This is a genomic window from Luteimonas yindakuii, from assembly GCF_004803715.2.
Taxonomy (GTDB): domain Bacteria; phylum Pseudomonadota; class Gammaproteobacteria; order Xanthomonadales; family Xanthomonadaceae; genus Luteimonas; species Luteimonas yindakuii.
This window is the reverse complement of the sequence record NZ_CP039383.2, coordinates 2038884-2054376: the sequence shown is the minus strand read 5'-3', so window position 1 is coordinate 2054376 and position 15493 is coordinate 2038884. Positions and strand designations below refer to the sequence as shown.

Here is a 15493-nt window from a genome sequence, read left to right as displayed (position 1 = left end):
GGCGGATGAGGGGCCGACGATGACCGGCGATCTCTTCGACGGGCTCGGCCGCGACACGCCCGGGGCGCAGATCCCACGCGCCTGGGCGGTCGGCCAGCGCCTGCGCCAGGCTGCCAACGATGCCGTGGGCGATGACGACAGCCTGCCGGCCTATGCCGAACTGCACTGCCTGTCGGACTTCTCGTTCCTGCGCGGTGCCTCCAGTGCCGAACAGCTGTTCGCGCGCGCCGCGCAATGCGGTTACGAGGCGCTTGCGATCACCGACGAATGTTCGCTGGCCGGGATCGTGCGCGCGCTGGAAGCTTCCGAAGCGACCGGCCTGCGCCTGATCGTGGGCAACGAGTTCCGCCTGCTCGACGGCCTGCGCTTCGTGCTGCTGGTGGAGAACGCACAAGGCTACACGCAGCTGTGCCGGTTGATCACCAGCGGCCGCCGTGCCGGCAGCAAGGGCACGTACCGGCTGTCACGTGCCGACGTGGAAGCGGTGTTCGCCGACGCCACGTCCGGTGTGTTCGCGCTGTGGCTGCCGGGCGACAAGCCGGATGCAGGCGAGGGCAGCTGGCTGCGGCGGGTCTTCGGCCACGCGCGTACGCATCTGTCGGTGGAGCTGCACCGCGAACGCGACGACGCGCAGCGGCTGCAGGATCTGCTGGCGTCGTCGGATGCACTCGGCATGCCGGTACTGGCCAGCGGCGACGTGCACATGGCCACCCGTCGCGAGCGCATCGTGCAGGACACGCTGACCGCGATCCGCCACAACCTGCCGCTGGCCGAATGCGGCGCGCACCTGTTCCGCAATGGCGAACGCCACCTGCGCACGCGCCGCGCGCTGGGCAACATCCATCCACACCACCTGTTGGAAGCCGCGGTCGCGCTGGCGCGACGCTGCACCTTCGACCTGCGCACGCTGCAATACCAGTACCCGAAGGAACTGGTACCCGAAGGCCACACCGCCACCACCTGGTTGCGCCAGCTGGTGGTGGACGGCGCGCGCGAACGCTGGCCGGAAGGCACGCCGAAGAAGGTGTGGGCGACGATCGAGGAGGAGCTGGAACTGATCGCCGGCCTCGGCTACGAGGCGTTCTTCCTCACCGTGCACGACGTGGTCCGCTTCGCGCGCGGCCGCGGCATCCTCTGCCAGGGCCGCGGTTCATCGGCGAATTCCGCCGTGTGCTTTGCGCTCGGCATCACCGCGGTCAATCCCGACGAGACCCGCCTGCTGATGGCGCGCTTCCTGTCGAAGGAGCGCAACGAACCGCCGGATATCGACGTCGACTTCGAGCACGAGCGGCGCGAGGAAGTCATCCAGTACGTGTACGCGAAATACGGCCGGGAGCGCGCCGCACTGGCGGCCACGGTGATCAGCTACCGGGGCAAGAGTGCGGTGCGCGACGTGGCCCGTGTGTTCGGCCTGCCGCCGGACCAGATCACCCTGCTGGCCAACTGCTACGGCTGGGGCAACGGCGCCACGCCGATGGAGCAGCGCATCACCGAAGCCGGCTTCGATCTCGCCAATCCGATCATCCAGCGCGTGCTTCACGTCACCGAGCAGTTGCGCGACCACCCGCGCCACCTGTCGCAGCACGTGGGCGGCTTCGTCATTTCCGACGAGCCGTTGTGGAACCTGGTGCCGGTGGAGAACGCGGCGATGGCCGACCGCACCATCATCCAGTGGGACAAGGACGACCTGGAGACGATGAAGCTGCTCAAGGTCGATTGCCTGGCACTGGGCATGCTGACCTGCATCCGCAAGACGCTGGACCTGGTGCGCGGGCATCGCGGCCGCGATTACGACATCGCCACCATTCCCGGCGACGACAGGGACACCTACGCGATGATCCAGATCGCCGACACGGTCGGCGTGTTCCAGATCGAATCACGTGCGCAGATGGCGATGTTGCCGCGGTTGAAACCCGCGCGGTTCTACGACCTGGTGATCGAGGTGGCGATCGTGCGGCCGGGGCCGATCCAGGGGCAGATGGTGCATCCCTATCTGCGGCGTCGGCAGGGCAAGGAGCCGATCCTGTATCCGTCGCCGGACGTGCAGGCGATCCTCGGCGAAACGCTGGGCGTGCCGCTGTTCCAGGAACAGGTGATGGAACTGGTGATCCTGGCCGGCTACACACCCGAGGAAGCGGACCGGCTGCGGCGTTCGATGGCGGCATGGCGACGTGGCGGCGACATGGAATCGCACCGTGCGCGCATCCGCGAACTGATGGAGAAGAAGGGCTACGCGCCCGAGTTCATCGACCAGATCTTCGAGCAGATCAAGGGCTTCGGCTCGTACGGCTTCCCGCAGAGCCATTCGGCCTCGTTCGCCAAGCTGGTCTATGCCAGCTGCTGGCTCAAGCGCCACGAACCGGCGGCGTTCGCCTGTGGCCTGCTCAACTCGCAGCCGATGGGCTTCTATTCGCCCAGCCAGATCGTGCAGGACGCACGCCGCGGCAGCGCGGAACGCGAAGCGGTGGAGGTGTTGCCGGTGGACGTGATGCACAGCCACTGGGACAGCACGCTGGTCGGTGGAACAGCGTGGCGTGACGGCGACGACCGCGGTGAGCAGCCGGCGATCCGCCTCGGCCTGCGCCAGGTGGCCGGGCTGCCGGAAGCGGTGGCGCGCCGCATCGTCGAGGTGCGTGCGCAGCGGCCGTTTTCCGACATCGCCGACCTGTGCCTGCGCGCAGGCCTCGACGAGAAGGCGCGCACGGTGCTGGCCGAATCGGATGCATTGCGATCGCTGTCGGGTCATCGCAATGACGCGCGCTGGGCGGTGGCCGGCATCGAACGCCGCCTGCCGCTGCTGCCGGGCAGCCCGGAAGAAACGACGGTGGAACTGCCGGCGCCGCGGCGTGGCGAGGAACTGCTGGCCGACTACCGCAGCGTCGGCCTCACCCTGCGCGAGCATCCGATGGCCCTGCTGCGTGCGCAGATGACCCAGCGTCGCATCCTCGGGCTGCGTGCATTACGCGAACGCCGGCATGGCAGTGGCGTGCACGTGGCCGGGCTGGTCACGCAGCGGCAGCGGCCCGGGACCGCCAAGGGCACGATCTTCGTCACCCTCGAGGACGAGGAAGGGATGATCAACGTGATCGTGTGGCCGAAGCTGGCGTTGCGTCGCCGTCGCGCGCTGCTGGAGTCGCGCCTGCTGGCGGTGCGCGGACGCTGGGAGCGCGTGGATGGCGTCGAGCACCTGATCGCCGGCGACCTCGAGGATCTCAGCGGCCTGCTGGGTGGGTTGTCGCTGCCGTCGCGGGATTTCCACTGACGCCATGGACCTGTTCTCCTCCGTGCTGCAGCTGGTCGACGACGCCGAGGGCGGCATCCGCTACTGGCCGGATGTGATTCCCGCAGACCTGGCGCAGGCATGGTTCGACGCGCTGCGCGATGGCATCGCGTGGCGGCAGATGTCGCGGCCGATGTACGACCGGGTGGTCGAGGTGCCGCGCCTGCTGGCGTCCTGGCGGCTCGCGTCGGCGCCTGTCGGGTTGCCGTTGCCGGAACTGCTCGCGCATGTGCAGGACGTGGCGCCGGCGCCGTACAACGCGGTCGGCCTGAACCTCTATCGCGATGGCCGCGATTCGGTGGCGATGCACAACGACAAGCTGCATACGCTCATTCCCGGGCATCCGATCACGCTGGTGTCGCTGGGCGCGCCGCGGCAGATGAACATCCGCGCGCGTGCCGGTGGAAAACTCGTGCGCATCGATCTGCAGCCCGGCAGCGTGCTGAGCATGAGCCATGCCTCGCAGCTCACCCACGAGCACGGCATCCCGAAGACCCTGCGCGATCCGGGACCGCGGATGAGCGTGGTGTTCCGGGTAAGGACGGAGCAGGACGAGTAGACGCGAGCAGCGGCAGTCCACACGCGCTTGCGACAGTTCGCACATGGAGCGCGTGCACATCGATGTGAATGACGCGGCCACCGTGGTCCTGCCAACGACGGCTTCGCATCCTGTTGCGCAAGTCAACCGGAATCGACGTGATCCTGGCCGCGCGGCCGCTGTGCGGAGGTGGCGAAATTCTGGCCACATCGGCCTGTGGAGTTATCCACCCGGCCTGTGGGCAACTCTGTGGAAGCGCGCGGGACACTGGTCGCAGAACGGCATCCGGCGGCGGCATTTCTTGATATGGCGAAATTGTGACCACCCGGTGCATCGAGGCGAGCATGGCGAAAATATCGCCACGCCCGTGCCGCGTCGGGATCACCCGGCGTGCTTGCGCACGAAGCCGATGTACGCGTCAAGCCAGCCCTGGATGAAGTCGCGGCTGCCGGAGGCGATGCCACCATCGTCTTCCAGCACCTTGTTGGCGGCGAGGAACATCTCCGGCTGCCCCAGCGTGGGCATGTCGAGATACGCAAGGATGGTGCGCAGGTGCTGCTGCGCGCAGGCGGTGCCGATGGCACCGATCGAGACGCCGAGGATGCCTGCGGGCTTGCCTGCGAACGCACTCTGGCCATACGGACGCGAGGCATGGTCGATCGCGTTCTTCAGCACGCCGGGCACCGAGCGGTTGTATTCCGGCGTCACGAACAGCACGCCATCGGCGGAGGTGATCGCCTGCTTGAGGCGCCTGGCGGCTTCGGGCGGCTTGGCGTCGTCGTCCTGGTTGTAGAGCGGCAGGTCGTCGATGCGCTGGACTTCGAAGCGCACGCCGTCGGCCGCGAGTGCCGGCAACGCGTCGGCGAGCTTCCGGTTGAACGAGTCCTTGCGCAGGCTGCCGACGAGTACGGCAATGTTGAGATCTGACATGGCGGGGCTCCTGGATCGGGCCCTCCATGCTGTACCTGCCGCTGTTAAACGCCTGTTGGCCGGCAGTGACGCCGCAGGCGTCTGCGGATCGTAAACCCCGCAAACAAAGACCCCCTCCCGATGACGGGAGGGGGTCGGCTTCTACCGCACGGCGTGATGCGTCACGCCTCGGCTTCTTCTTCTTCCTTGAACGCCTCGATCGGGATGCAGGAGCACATCACGTTCTTGTCGCCATGCACGTTGTCCACGCGCGCCACCGGCGGCCAGTACTTCTGCCGCCTCAGCGTGGCCAGCGGGAACGCCGCCAGCTCGCGCGGGTAGGCATGCGTCCACTCGCTGCCGGTCACCATGGTGGCGGTGTGGGGCGCGTTCTTCAGCGGGTTGTCCTCGCGCTCCAGCCGGCCTTCCTCGACCGCACGGATCTCGTCGCGGATCTGGATCATCGCGTCGATGAAGCGGTCGAGTTCATGCAGCGCCTCGCTCTCCGTCGGCTCCACCATCAGCGTGCCGGCCACCGGGAAGCTCAGCGTCGGCGCGTGGAAGCCGAAGTCGATCAGGCGCTTGGCGACGTCCTCGGCGCTGATGCCGGTCTCGTCCTTGATCGGCCGCAGGTCGAGGATGCACTCGTGCGCCACCAGCCCGTTGCGGCCGGTGTAGAGCGTGGGGTAATGCGGCTCCAGCCGCTTCGCCACGTAGTTCGCATTGAGCAGGGCCACCTGCGTCGCGCGCTTCAGCCCGGCCGCACCCATCATCACGATGTACATCCAGCTGATCGGCAGGATCGACGCCGAACCGAACGTCGCCGCCGACACCATGCCCACATCGCCCTCGCCGCCGAACGCGCGCGGCAGGAACGGCGCCAGGTGCGACTTCACCGCGCACGGGCCGACGCCCGGGCCGCCGCCGCCGTGCGGGATGCAGAAGGTCTTGTGCAGGTTGAGGTGCGAAACGTCCGAACCCCACTTGCCCGGGCGTGCCACGCCGACGAGTGCGTTCATGTTGGCGCCGTCGGTGTACACCTGGCCGCCATGCTGGTGGACGATCTCGCAGATCTCGACGATGGCTTCCTCGAACACGCCATGCGTGGACGGGTAGGTGACCATCAGCGCGGACAGCTTTTCGCTGTGCTTTTCCGCCTGCGCGCGCAGGTCGTCGACATCGACGTTGCCGTCGCGGTCGCACTTCACCACCACCACGCGCATGCCGACCATCTGCGCCGACGCCGGGTTGGTGCCGTGCGCGGATTCCGGGATCAGGCAGACATCGCGATGGCCTTCGCCGCGCGACTGGTGGTAGGCGCGGATCGCCAGCAGGCCGGCGAACTCGCCCTGCGCGCCCGAGTTGGGCTGGAAGCTCACCGCGTCGTAGCCGGTGATCTCCACCAGCATCTGCTCGAGCCCGTCGATCAGTTCCCTGTAACCCTCGGCCTGGTCGGCCGGCGCCAGCGGGTGGATGTTGGCGAACTCCGGCCAGGTGATCGGGATCATCTCCGCGGTGGCGTTGAGCTTCATCGTGCACGAGCCCAGCGGGATCATCGTGCGGTCCATCGCCAGGTCCTTGTCGGCCAGGGCGCGCATGTAGCGCAGCAGCTCGTGCTCGCTGTGATGGGTGTTGAACACCGGGTGCTGCAGGTAGTCCGAGGTGCGCAGCAGCCCGGCGGGCAGTGCGTCGGCGGTGGCGGCATCGAGCGCGTCGATGTCGTCGACCGTCGCGCCGAACAGCTGCGCCAGCGCGACGACGTCGTCGCGGCTGGTGGTCTCGTCGAGGCTGATGCCGACGCTGTTGCTGTCAATCGTGCGCAGGTTGACGCCGGCCTCGCGCGCACGCGCGTGGATCGCGTCGGCGTCGACATCGACCACGTGCAGGGTGTCGAAGAAATCCGGGCCGACGGTGATGCCGGCCTTGCCCAGCGCGGCGGCCAGGATCGCGGCGAGCCGGTGCGTACGCAGCGCGATGCGCTTGAGCCCTTCGGGGCCGTGGTAGACGGCGTACATGCCGGCCATCACCGCCAGCAGCACCTGCGCGGTGCAGATGTTGGACGTCGCCTTCTCGCGGCGGATGTGCTGCTCGCGGGTCTGCAGGGTCAGGCGGTAGGCGGGGTTGCCTTCGGCGTCGACCGAGACGCCGATCAGGCGGCCCGGCATCGAGCGCTTGTAGGCATCGCGACAGGCCATGTAGCCGGCGTGCGGGCCGCCGAAGCCGAACGGCACGCCGAAGCGCTGGGTGTTGCCGACCACGATGTCCGCACCCCATTCGCCGGGCGCCCTGATCAGCGTCAGCGCCAGCAGGTCCGCGGCCACCGCCACCACCGCGCCGCGCGCGTGCACGGCATCGGCGAGCGCGGCATGGTCGTGCACCTGGCCGAAGGTGTCGGGGTACTGCAGCAGCACGCCGAAGCTGTCCGCCTGTGCCGCTTCCGCGTCGGGGCCGACGCGCAGCTCGATGCCGAGACCGTCGGCGCGGGTGTGCAGCACTTCAAGCGTCTGCGGATGCACGCGCTCGGACACGAAGAACACGTTGGACTTCGACTTCGCCGAGCGCTTGGCCAGCGTCATCGCCTCGGCCGCGGCGGTGCCTTCGTCGAGCAGCGAGGCATTGGCGATGTCCATGCCGGTGAGGTCGGACAGCATGGTCTGGAAGTTGATCAGTGCTTCCATGCGGCCCTGCGAGATCTCCGCCTGGTAGGGCGTGTACGCGGTGTACCAGGCCGGGTTCTCGAGGATGTTGCGCAGGATGACGTTGGGCGTGCGGGTGCCGTGATAGCCCTGGCCGATGAAGCTGCGGAAGACCTTGTTCTTCTTCGCCAGCCCACGGATCTTGGCCAGTGCTTCGTGCTCGTCGATCGGCGCGGGCAGGGCCAGCGGGTCGCCGGAGCGGATGCTCGCCGGCACGATGGCATCGGTCATCGCGTCCAGCGACGGCTGGCCGATCACGTCGAGCATGTGGGCGATCTCGGCCTCGTTCGGGCCGATGTGGCGTTCGAGGAACGCGTCGTGGTGTTCGAGGACGCGCAGGGACGGGGCAGGCTGGGACATGGCGGCATTCCGGCAGACGGGCGGAGGGGCATCGGTGTGCTCCGCGCGGCCGGCATGTGCAGGCGTCATACGCGAAAGCGACACGCCGTCATGCGGCGGTCGATGCGCCCCTCTGTCCTTTTGCCTGAGAGTTTGGAGCCGCGTGGTGCTGCGTCTCGTGCCCCTTCGGCGCCGGATTGAACCGGTCTCTCCAGAGTTGTGCCGGCGATGGTTGGGGAGCCTGAGCGATTGCGGGCGGTTGCGCCTTCGGCAGCGGTTGCCTCGAAAGGGCCGCTTCTCCCACCGTCGGTTGCTGCGGTCGATTATATCGCGCTCACCGGGGCAGGGCCGGGCGTTCGCTTAACATGGCGCGCTCCGCGGCGGGCATTGCATCCGCCGCACGCATTCAGCTGCAGTCCGGTGCCCGCGCGTCGCGTTGGCCTTGCGGACGCTTCGAGGTTTCGATGTCCGTGCCTGCCGTGCCCGTGCCGTCCACCCGCCGCATCGCCCTGCTGCTGGCGGGGTTGGCGATGTTCGGCCCGTTTTCGATCGACACCATCTTCCCGGCATTCGCGCAGATGGGCGCGGAGTTCGGCGCCGACAAGCTGGCGATGCAGCAGACCATCGCGGTCTACCTGGTCGCCTATGCGCTGATGAGCATCGTCCACGGCCCGCTTTCGGACGCGCTGGGCCGCCGCCGGGTGATCCTGGTCGGGCTGGTGGTCTTCATTCTCGGCTCGATCGGCTGCGCGCTCGCGCGTGACCTGCCCACGCTGCTGCTGTTCCGCGCGCTGCAGGGCTTGTCGGCCGGCGTCGGGCTGATCGTCGGGCGCGCGGTGATACGCGACATGTTCGACGGCGACGACGCCCAGCGGCTGATGAGCCAGGTCTCGATGATCTTCGGCGTGGCGCCGGCGATCGCGCCGATCATCGGCGGCTGGATCCTCGGCTGGCAGCGCTGGCCCATGATCTTCTGGTTCCTGGTCGCCTTTTCGGTCCTGCTGCTGTTCGCCACCTGGCGCTGGTTGCCGGAAACACATCCACACGAAGCGCGATCGTCGCTGGCACCAGCGGGCCTGCTGCGCGACTACCGGGCAATCCTGGTGAACGCCCGCTTCCAGCGCCTGGCGGCGGCATCGGCATTCAACTTCTCGGCGCTGTTCCTGTACATCGCCTCGGCGCCGGCGTTCGTGATGGACATCCTCGGCCTCAACGAACGCCAGTTCGGCTGGTTCTTCGTGCCGATGATCAGCGGGATGATGCTCGGTGCCTGGGTGTCCGGGCGCGCGGCAGGCCGCATCAGCGGCAAACGCCTCGTCGATATCGGCTTCGCCTGCAGTGGCGTGGCGATCGCCATCAACATCGCCTACAACTTTTTCGTCGACCAGCCGCAGGTGCCGTGGGCGGTGCTGCCGATGGTGCTGAACTCGTTCGGCATCGCGCTGGTGTTTCCGATCATCACGCTGGCGATCCTCGACATGTACCCGCGTCAGCGCGGTGCGGCGTCGTCGCTGCAGGCGTTCACCAGCCTGGTGCTCAACGCGTTGATCGCCGGCCTGCTGTCGCCGCTGCTCAGCCATTCGGCGCAGTCGCTTGCGCTCGGTGGTGCGGCGTTCCTCGCCATCGGCTGGGCGTTCTGGCGCTGGGAGCGCCGGCGCGACCGCACCCCGCCGCGCACGGTCACCGGCCCGCCGATCATCGAACCGGGGGAGCCGCTCTAGCAGGCGCGGAATGCGGAAGGGCCCGGCGATTGCCGGGCCCTTCGTGTCGTAACGGAAGAAACGGATCAGGGTGCCGCGGCCGCCTCCGGCACCGCGGCGGCGCTCCAGCCGCAGACCTGGCCCTCGTTCTGCTCCTTCAGCCAGTCCTGCAACGGGGCGAAGTACTCCAGCACCGCGCCGGCGTCCATGCGGTCGCTGCCGGTCATTTCCTGCAGCGTCGCCTGCCACGGCTGTCCGGCGCCGCGGCCGAGCATGGTCCAGAGCTTCTCGCCGGCGGGCTGGCTGCCGTAGAAGCTGCAGTCGTACAGCGCACCGTCATGGCCCGCGGTCTCGCACAGCGCCTTGTAGAACTGGAACTGCAGGATGTGGGCGAGGAAGTAGCGGGTGTACGGCGTATTGCCGGGCACGTGGTACTTGGCGCCGGCGTCGAAGAATTCCTCGCCGCGTGCGGCCACCGGCGCCACGCCCTGGTAGCGGGCCTTCAGCGCCCAACCAGCTGCTGTTGTAGTTTTCCGGCGTGATCGAGCCGTCGAACACCCCCCAGCGCCAGCGGTCGATCATCAGCCCGAACGGCAGGAACGCGACCTTCGACAGCGCCATGCGCATCTGCGAATTGATCAGCGCCGCCTGGCTCTGCTCCGGTGTGTCGACCAGGTCGATCGAAGCCAGGTAGCTCGGTGTCATCGCCAGCACGATGGTGTCGCCGATCGCCTCGTGGAAGCCGTCATGCGCGCCCTCCTGGAACAGCGGCGGCAGCGCCTTCTGTGCCAGGTAGTAATAGATGTGGCCGAGCTCGTGGTAGACGGTGGTGAAGTCCTCCTCGTTCGGCTTGATGCACATCTTGATGCGCACGTCGTCGGCGAGGTCCATCGGCCAGGCGCTGGCGTGGCAGACCACGTCGCGGTCACGCGGCTTGATCAGCTGACTCTTCTGCCAGAACGTGTCCGGCAGCTGCGGCATGCCGAGCGAGGTGTAGAAGTCCTCGGCGCGGCGGGTCATGGTGGTGGCGATCGCCAGCTGCGCGGCGCGTTCCTCCTCGGCAAGGCCGGAGGGGTCGGGCAGGGTATTCATCGCTGCCAGCCGGCGGTCGAACCCTTCACGGTACTGGCGCTCGAGGGCGGCGCCGACATCGAGGCTGCCCGCGTTCGGATACGGCGCGAGGATGTCCCACAGGTTGCTCCAGTCCTGCTGCCACATGTTGCCCATCAGGTGCGCCGGCAGCATGCCGTTGACGTCGCCCTGGCCCGGATAGCGCGCCTGCAGCCGGGTGCGCGCGTAGCAGTGCAGCTGCTCGTACAGCGGCTTGACCTGGTTCCACAGGCGGTCGGTCTCGGCCGACAGCTCGACCGGCGACATGTCGTAGCCGGAACGCCACATCTCGCCGGCGTCGGCATAGCCCATGTCGCGCGCGCCCTCGTTGACCAGGTCGACGAAGCGCACGTAGTCCTGGCGCATCGGCCGGGCGACGCCGTGCCAGCCCTGCCAGGCGTCGAGCTGGCGGTCGTAGTCGCGGCTGCCGCGCAGCACGTCCTCCAGTTCGCCGAGCTGGCGGCAGCTGCGCTGCGCGCCTTCGCCGCTGCAGTAGCTGCCGGCGCCGTAGGTGCCTTCCATGCGGGTGGCGATGCGGGTCAGCTCGCCGAGCTTCTCCGGGTCGCGCGGGGCGGGCATCGCGGTCTTGAGCTTCAGCAGCTGGATCGCGCGTGCCGTCTCCGGCGACATGTCCTGGCCCTCGAAGCGCCGCGCCTGCTCGATCCAGGCATTGAGCTTGGTCAGCCAGCGCTCGCTGGCCCGGGCCGCGAGCAACTGGCTGTCGTCGCCGATGTAGGTGGACGACAGCCACTGCGCCGCGGTGGTTTCCGGGTACAGCGCGCGGTATTCGTCGTTGACCCGGGCGACGAACTGGTCGGCGGTCTCGTTCTTCGGGATTTCCGGCGCCGTCGGGTCGGGCGAACGCTGGCAGGCGGACAGCGCCAGGCAGGCGCCGGCAAGCAGGGTCAGGGTCAGGCGGTGGTTCACGAGGCACCCGGGGGCTGTATTGAACCCGGCAGGCTAGTGGGCGTCCTGCGTGGCTGCAAGGGGCGCGTGGGCACGGATGCGCGCGCGCAGGCGGTCGGCGCGGCGCGTGATCTTGCGCTGCATGAGGCCCCGGGACCAGCGCGAGACCGGCACGATTTCCTTGCCGCCGAGGACGGACTTCACGTCGACACAGACGAGTTCCGGGATACCCGCGCGCTCCACCACCACCAGGTTGCCGCTGTTGAGGTCGAACAGTGGGACGGCGTGGGCGTGCAGCCAGGTTTCGAAGCGCGTGACCGCGTCGCACAGGGCATCGGCGTGGTAACGGCCGCGCGACGCACCGGACAGCAGGTCGTAGAGACTGGGGGCAGGCGTGCCGCCGGCATCCACCACCAGCGCGCAGCGCAGGGCCTGCCCGGCGGGGGTGGCGACGAGATCCACGCAACGCGCCACACGGCCGTCGAGGCGGTCACCGAGACGCGCATGCAGGTGTCGCCATGCGCGCAGTTCCAGCGCATTGGCCTGCCGCCGCGGCACCAGCCGTGCCCAGGCCTCGCGCAACCGGTGCCGCAGCGGGCGGCGGACCGCCGGGTCGACGGGCAGCGGGTACTTCAGGCAATGACCGTGCACCACGGGATCGAGCACGCAGACGCGGTGGGCACCGCGCGCCACCACCGGCATGCCGTGCCAGAGCCCGCCGTCATCGGAAAAACCCTGCGCGGACGCAGGCGGTAGCGGTGTCGCCGGCGCGGGCGCCATCGTGGTCGTCAGCCGCCGGGCAGCAGGCCGCGGGTCGCCAGCCACTCGCGTGCATCGACGGCATCGTGCTCGAACCACGCGCGGGCCGAGCCCAGCCGGAAGCTGTAGCCCCAGGCATCCATGTCGGCCATCAGCCGCTCACGGCCGACGCCGGGCAACGCATCCGCCAGCAGGATCTGCAGGTAGCAGGTGGCGTCTTCCTCGGCCACCGAATCGGTGGCGTCGGTATGCACGGCGGCGCGGCGCTCGGCCGGCAGCACGATCAGGTGGCAGGCCTCGTGCAGCATCGAATGCACGGGGGTGTCGTCGCGCACATGCACGTTGCAGCCGATGACACCCGCCTCCGGCTCGCCCCAGTACGAGCCGGGGATCGGCGCGCCGGGTGCAACCAGGTGCAGGGCCAGGCCGTGGGCCGCCAGCAGGGCGGACGCGGCCGCGAACGGCACGTCGGCCACGCGCAGCACGGCGTCCTCGCCGTCGGGCGTGGCCACAGCAGGCGCTGCGACGGCGGTCGGGGACGCGGACATCGGCCTGCGAGGGTTGCGTCGGCGATCAGGCCGGGCCGGGGCGCCCGTCGGGCAGGGCGACCGAGATGTCGAGCACGTCGTGGTCGCCTTCCTTGGCCAGGTCCACCTTCACCGCATCGGCGTCGATGCTGACGTACTTGCGGATCACCTCGAGCAGCTCGCGCTGCAGCAGCGGCAGGTAGTCGGGCGCGTCACGGCCGGTGCGTTCCTGCGCGACGATGATGCGCAGGCGCTCCTTGGCGATGTTGGCGGTGTTCTTCTTGGGCTTGAGGAAGTCGAGGATGCCCATCGTCAACCCCCGAACAGCTTGCTGAAGAAGCCTTTCTTCTCGGCCTGGGTGAAGCGCATCGGCCGGCTTTCGCCGAGGATGCGCGCCACCGCGTCGTCGTAGGCCTGGCCGGCGCTCGATTCCATGTCGAGGATCACCGGCTCGCCCTTGTTGGAGGCGTTGAGCACGTCGGTGGATTCGGGGATGACGCCGATCGACTTCAGGCCCAGCACCTCCTCCACGTCGGCGATCGACAGCATCTCGCCGGTTTCCACCCGCGACGGGCTGTAGCGGGTCAGCAGCAGGTGCTCGGCCACGCGCTCGCCGTTCTCGGCGCGGCGGGTCTTGGACTGCAGCAGGCCGATGATGCGGTCGGAGTCGCGCACCGACGACACCTCCGGGTTCACCACCACCACCGCGGTGTCGGCGAAATACATCGCCAGGAAGGCGCCCTTCTCGATGCCCGCGGGCGAATCGCAGACGATGTAGTCGAAGCCGTCGTCGGACAGCTCCTTGAGCACGCGCTCGACGCCGTCACGGCTCAGCGCGTCCTTGTCGCGGGTCTGCGAGGCGGCGAGCACGTACAGCGTGTCGAAGCGCTTGTCCTTGATCATGGCCTGCTTCAGCGAGGCCTCGCCGTTGACGACGTTGACGAAGTCGTACACCACGCGGCGCTCGCAGCCCATGATCAGGTCGAGGTTGCGCAGGCCGACGTCGAAGTCGATCACCGCGACCTTCTTGCCGCGCCGGGCAAGGCCGCTGGCAAGGCTGGCGCTGGAGGTCGTCTTGCCGACACCGCCCTTGCCCGAGGTGACTACGATGATTTCGGCCAATGTCGTTCTCCTGGAATGGACCGCACCGGTTGGGCGGTCGGAATATGGGTTTGCGCCGGGTGGCCTGCGCCGGATGGGGCAGTGCGCACGGGATGCGGATGTGCGCATCCGGTGGCTGGCAGCAGGTGGCTAGCGTAATCGTTGCGGCAGCACGGGAAAACCGCGCAGCCGTTCAGTCGAGGGCGGCGATGCGCAGCTCGTCGCCTTCCAGCCAGACCTGCACCGCCTTGCCGTGCAGCTCCTTCGGGATTTCCTCGAGCACCTTGTAGCGTCCGGCCACGGCGACCAGCTCGGCCTGGAAGGCGCGGCAGAAGATCCGCGCGCTCGCATTCCCCTGCGCGCCGGCCAGCGCGCGGCCGCGCAACGGGCCGTAGATGTGGATCGACCCGTCGGCGATCACCTCGGCGCCGGCACCGACCGCGCCGAGCACGGTGAGGTCGCGGTTTTCCGCATAGATCTGCTGGCCGGAACGCACCGGCAGCGTCTGCATCAGGCCCGGGTCGCCTGCACCGGCCGCGGGAGGCGGGGGCGGCGGAGGTGCGGGTTCCGGCGGCAGCGGCGCCGTTTCGGCCGCGGGCGCCGGCGATGGCTCGTCGCCGCGCTCGTACTGGGCGCGGAACTTGGCCAGCAGCGGCAGCCCCAGCTGCTCCGACAGGCGCGCGTTGTCGGCGCTGCCCCAGGCCAGGGCCACCGGCAACACGCCGGCTTCGTGCAGCGCGTCGATCAGCTGGCGGGCCTCGTCCAGGCCGGGGGTGACGGGCAGGCCGCCGAAATCCAGCACCACCGCGGCGCGCGCGAACAGGTTGGGCGCGCGGGTGACGCGGTCGCGCATTTCCGCGGCCAGGCGCTCCGGGTCCAACCGCCGCACGCGCAGGTTGGCGATGCCGACCTGGCCGAACTTGAGTTCGCCGGCGGGTTCGAAATCCATGCTGGTCGCCGCCATGGTCAGGTTCCCGTCGGGCGGTGGGCGAGCGGCGCGCCGGCGCGCGGCCGCAGCAGCCAGGGCACGTCGGGCAGCTCGCCACCGTAGCGCTGGTGGACCCAGGCATGGCTGCACAGCGGCTTGACCAGCATCGAGGCGCGCACGTCGACTTCGGGCATCACGTGCTGGCCGACCTCGAGGAAACCGAAGCTGCCGTGGAACAGGCGCGCCGGGTCGCTGTCGTGCTCGACGAACACCTCGCAGGCCAGTACCGGGTAACGCAGCTCGGCATAGGACTGCACGTCGGCATAGAACGCACGGCCGACGCCACCGCCGCGACGGCGGCTGGCGACCACGATGCGGTCGATATAGAAGAAGGCGTCGCCGCTGTGCTCGCGGAACCAGCGGAAGTTGCTGCTGTCATGGCCGGAACCGGAGCCGAAGCCGACCAGGAAACCGGCCAGGTTGCCGTCGCGCTCGGCGACGCGGAAGTATTCCGCGGTGTCGTGGAAGCGCCGGAGGCGGGCCGCGTCGAGCGGCAGGATCGAGGGGCCGGCGGCGTTGTTGAGGGCGAGGATGGAATCCAGCTCGTGCTCACGCACGTCGCGGATGACGATCGACATTGGGGACTTCCTGGGTTGCAGCAGGCACGCCTGCCGCAGCGCGGCGGGCGGAAGCCGGATTA

The 15493-nt window shown here is 68.9% G+C and carries 11 protein-coding genes, 1 pseudogene and 1 riboswitch; of the genes and pseudogenes, 3 read left to right on the top strand and 9 right to left on the bottom strand.

Annotation, left to right across the window (positions count from 1 at the left end):
• Positions 1 to 19: 19 nt before the first annotated feature.
• Positions 20 to 3262 (top strand): error-prone DNA polymerase, encoded by a 3243-nt coding sequence (locus E5843_RS09360; protein WP_166815968.1) that lies wholly within the window; start codon positions 20 to 22, stop codon positions 3260 to 3262.
• A 4-nt stretch (positions 3263 to 3266) separates the two neighbouring features.
• Complete coding sequence (locus E5843_RS09355) at positions 3267 to 3839, top strand: alpha-ketoglutarate-dependent dioxygenase AlkB (RefSeq protein ID WP_134673716.1); 573 nt, start codon at positions 3267 to 3269, stop codon at positions 3837 to 3839.
• 360 nt (positions 3840 to 4199) lie between these two features.
• On the opposite strand, the gene E5843_RS09350 is transcribed toward E5843_RS09355, so the two are convergent.
• Together E5843_RS09350 and gcvP are read right to left on the bottom strand one after the other, a co-directional pair.
• The gene (locus E5843_RS09350; RefSeq protein WP_136412497.1) at positions 4200 to 4748 is read right to left on the bottom strand and encodes an NADPH-dependent FMN reductase; all 549 of its coding nucleotides are present in this window, start codon (positions 4746 to 4748) and stop codon (positions 4200 to 4202) included.
• 161 nt (positions 4749 to 4909) lie between these two features.
• Positions 4910 to 7783 carry an aminomethyl-transferring glycine dehydrogenase gene (gcvP, locus tag E5843_RS09345; RefSeq protein ID WP_141065948.1) on the bottom strand — a complete coding sequence of 958 codons (2874 nt, stop codon included), beginning with the start codon at positions 7781 to 7783 and terminating at the stop codon, positions 4910 to 4912.
• Positions 7784 to 7885: 102 nt separating this feature from the next.
• Positions 7886 to 7987, bottom strand: a riboswitch (glycine riboswitch).
• A 239-nt stretch (positions 7988 to 8226) separates the two neighbouring features.
• Here gcvP and E5843_RS09340 point away from each other — a divergent pair.
• The gene (locus E5843_RS09340; RefSeq protein ID WP_141065947.1) at positions 8227 to 9483 is read left to right on the top strand and encodes a multidrug effflux MFS transporter; all 1257 of its coding nucleotides are present in this window, start codon (positions 8227 to 8229) and stop codon (positions 9481 to 9483) included.
• A 65-nt stretch (positions 9484 to 9548) separates the two neighbouring features.
• On the opposite strand, the pseudogene E5843_RS09335 reads toward E5843_RS09340, so the two are convergent.
• From E5843_RS09335 to E5843_RS09305, 7 genes and pseudogenes are all read right to left on the bottom strand, one after another.
• Positions 9549 to 11499: pseudogene (locus E5843_RS09335) on the bottom strand (M2 family metallopeptidase).
• Positions 11500 to 11532: 33 nt separating this feature from the next.
• Complete coding sequence (locus E5843_RS09330; RefSeq protein WP_141065946.1) at positions 11533 to 12258, bottom strand: YrbL family protein; 726 nt, start codon at positions 12256 to 12258, stop codon at positions 11533 to 11535.
• An 8-nt stretch (positions 12259 to 12266) separates the two neighbouring features.
• The gene (locus E5843_RS09325) at positions 12267 to 12785 is read right to left on the bottom strand and encodes a hypothetical protein (protein ID WP_141065945.1); all 519 of its coding nucleotides are present in this window, start codon (positions 12783 to 12785) and stop codon (positions 12267 to 12269) included.
• 25 nt (positions 12786 to 12810) lie between these two features.
• The gene (gene minE, locus E5843_RS09320; RefSeq protein ID WP_100322326.1) at positions 12811 to 13074 is read right to left on the bottom strand and encodes a cell division topological specificity factor MinE; all 264 of its coding nucleotides are present in this window, start codon (positions 13072 to 13074) and stop codon (positions 12811 to 12813) included.
• 2 nt (positions 13075 to 13076) lie between these two features.
• Entirely contained in the window at positions 13077 to 13886 is an 810-nt protein-coding gene (gene minD, locus E5843_RS09315) for a septum site-determining protein MinD (RefSeq protein ID WP_134673709.1), read from the bottom strand.
• Positions 13887 to 14058: 172 nt separating this feature from the next.
• Positions 14059 to 14829 carry a septum site-determining protein MinC gene (gene minC / locus E5843_RS09310; RefSeq protein ID WP_136412494.1) on the bottom strand — a complete coding sequence of 257 codons (771 nt, stop codon included), beginning with the start codon at positions 14827 to 14829 and terminating at the stop codon, positions 14059 to 14061.
• A 2-nt stretch (positions 14830 to 14831) separates the two neighbouring features.
• Positions 14832 to 15431 carry a GNAT family N-acetyltransferase gene (locus E5843_RS09305; RefSeq protein ID WP_134673707.1) on the bottom strand — a complete coding sequence of 200 codons (600 nt, stop codon included), beginning with the start codon at positions 15429 to 15431 and terminating at the stop codon, positions 14832 to 14834.
• Positions 15432 to 15493: the final 62 nt, after the last annotated feature.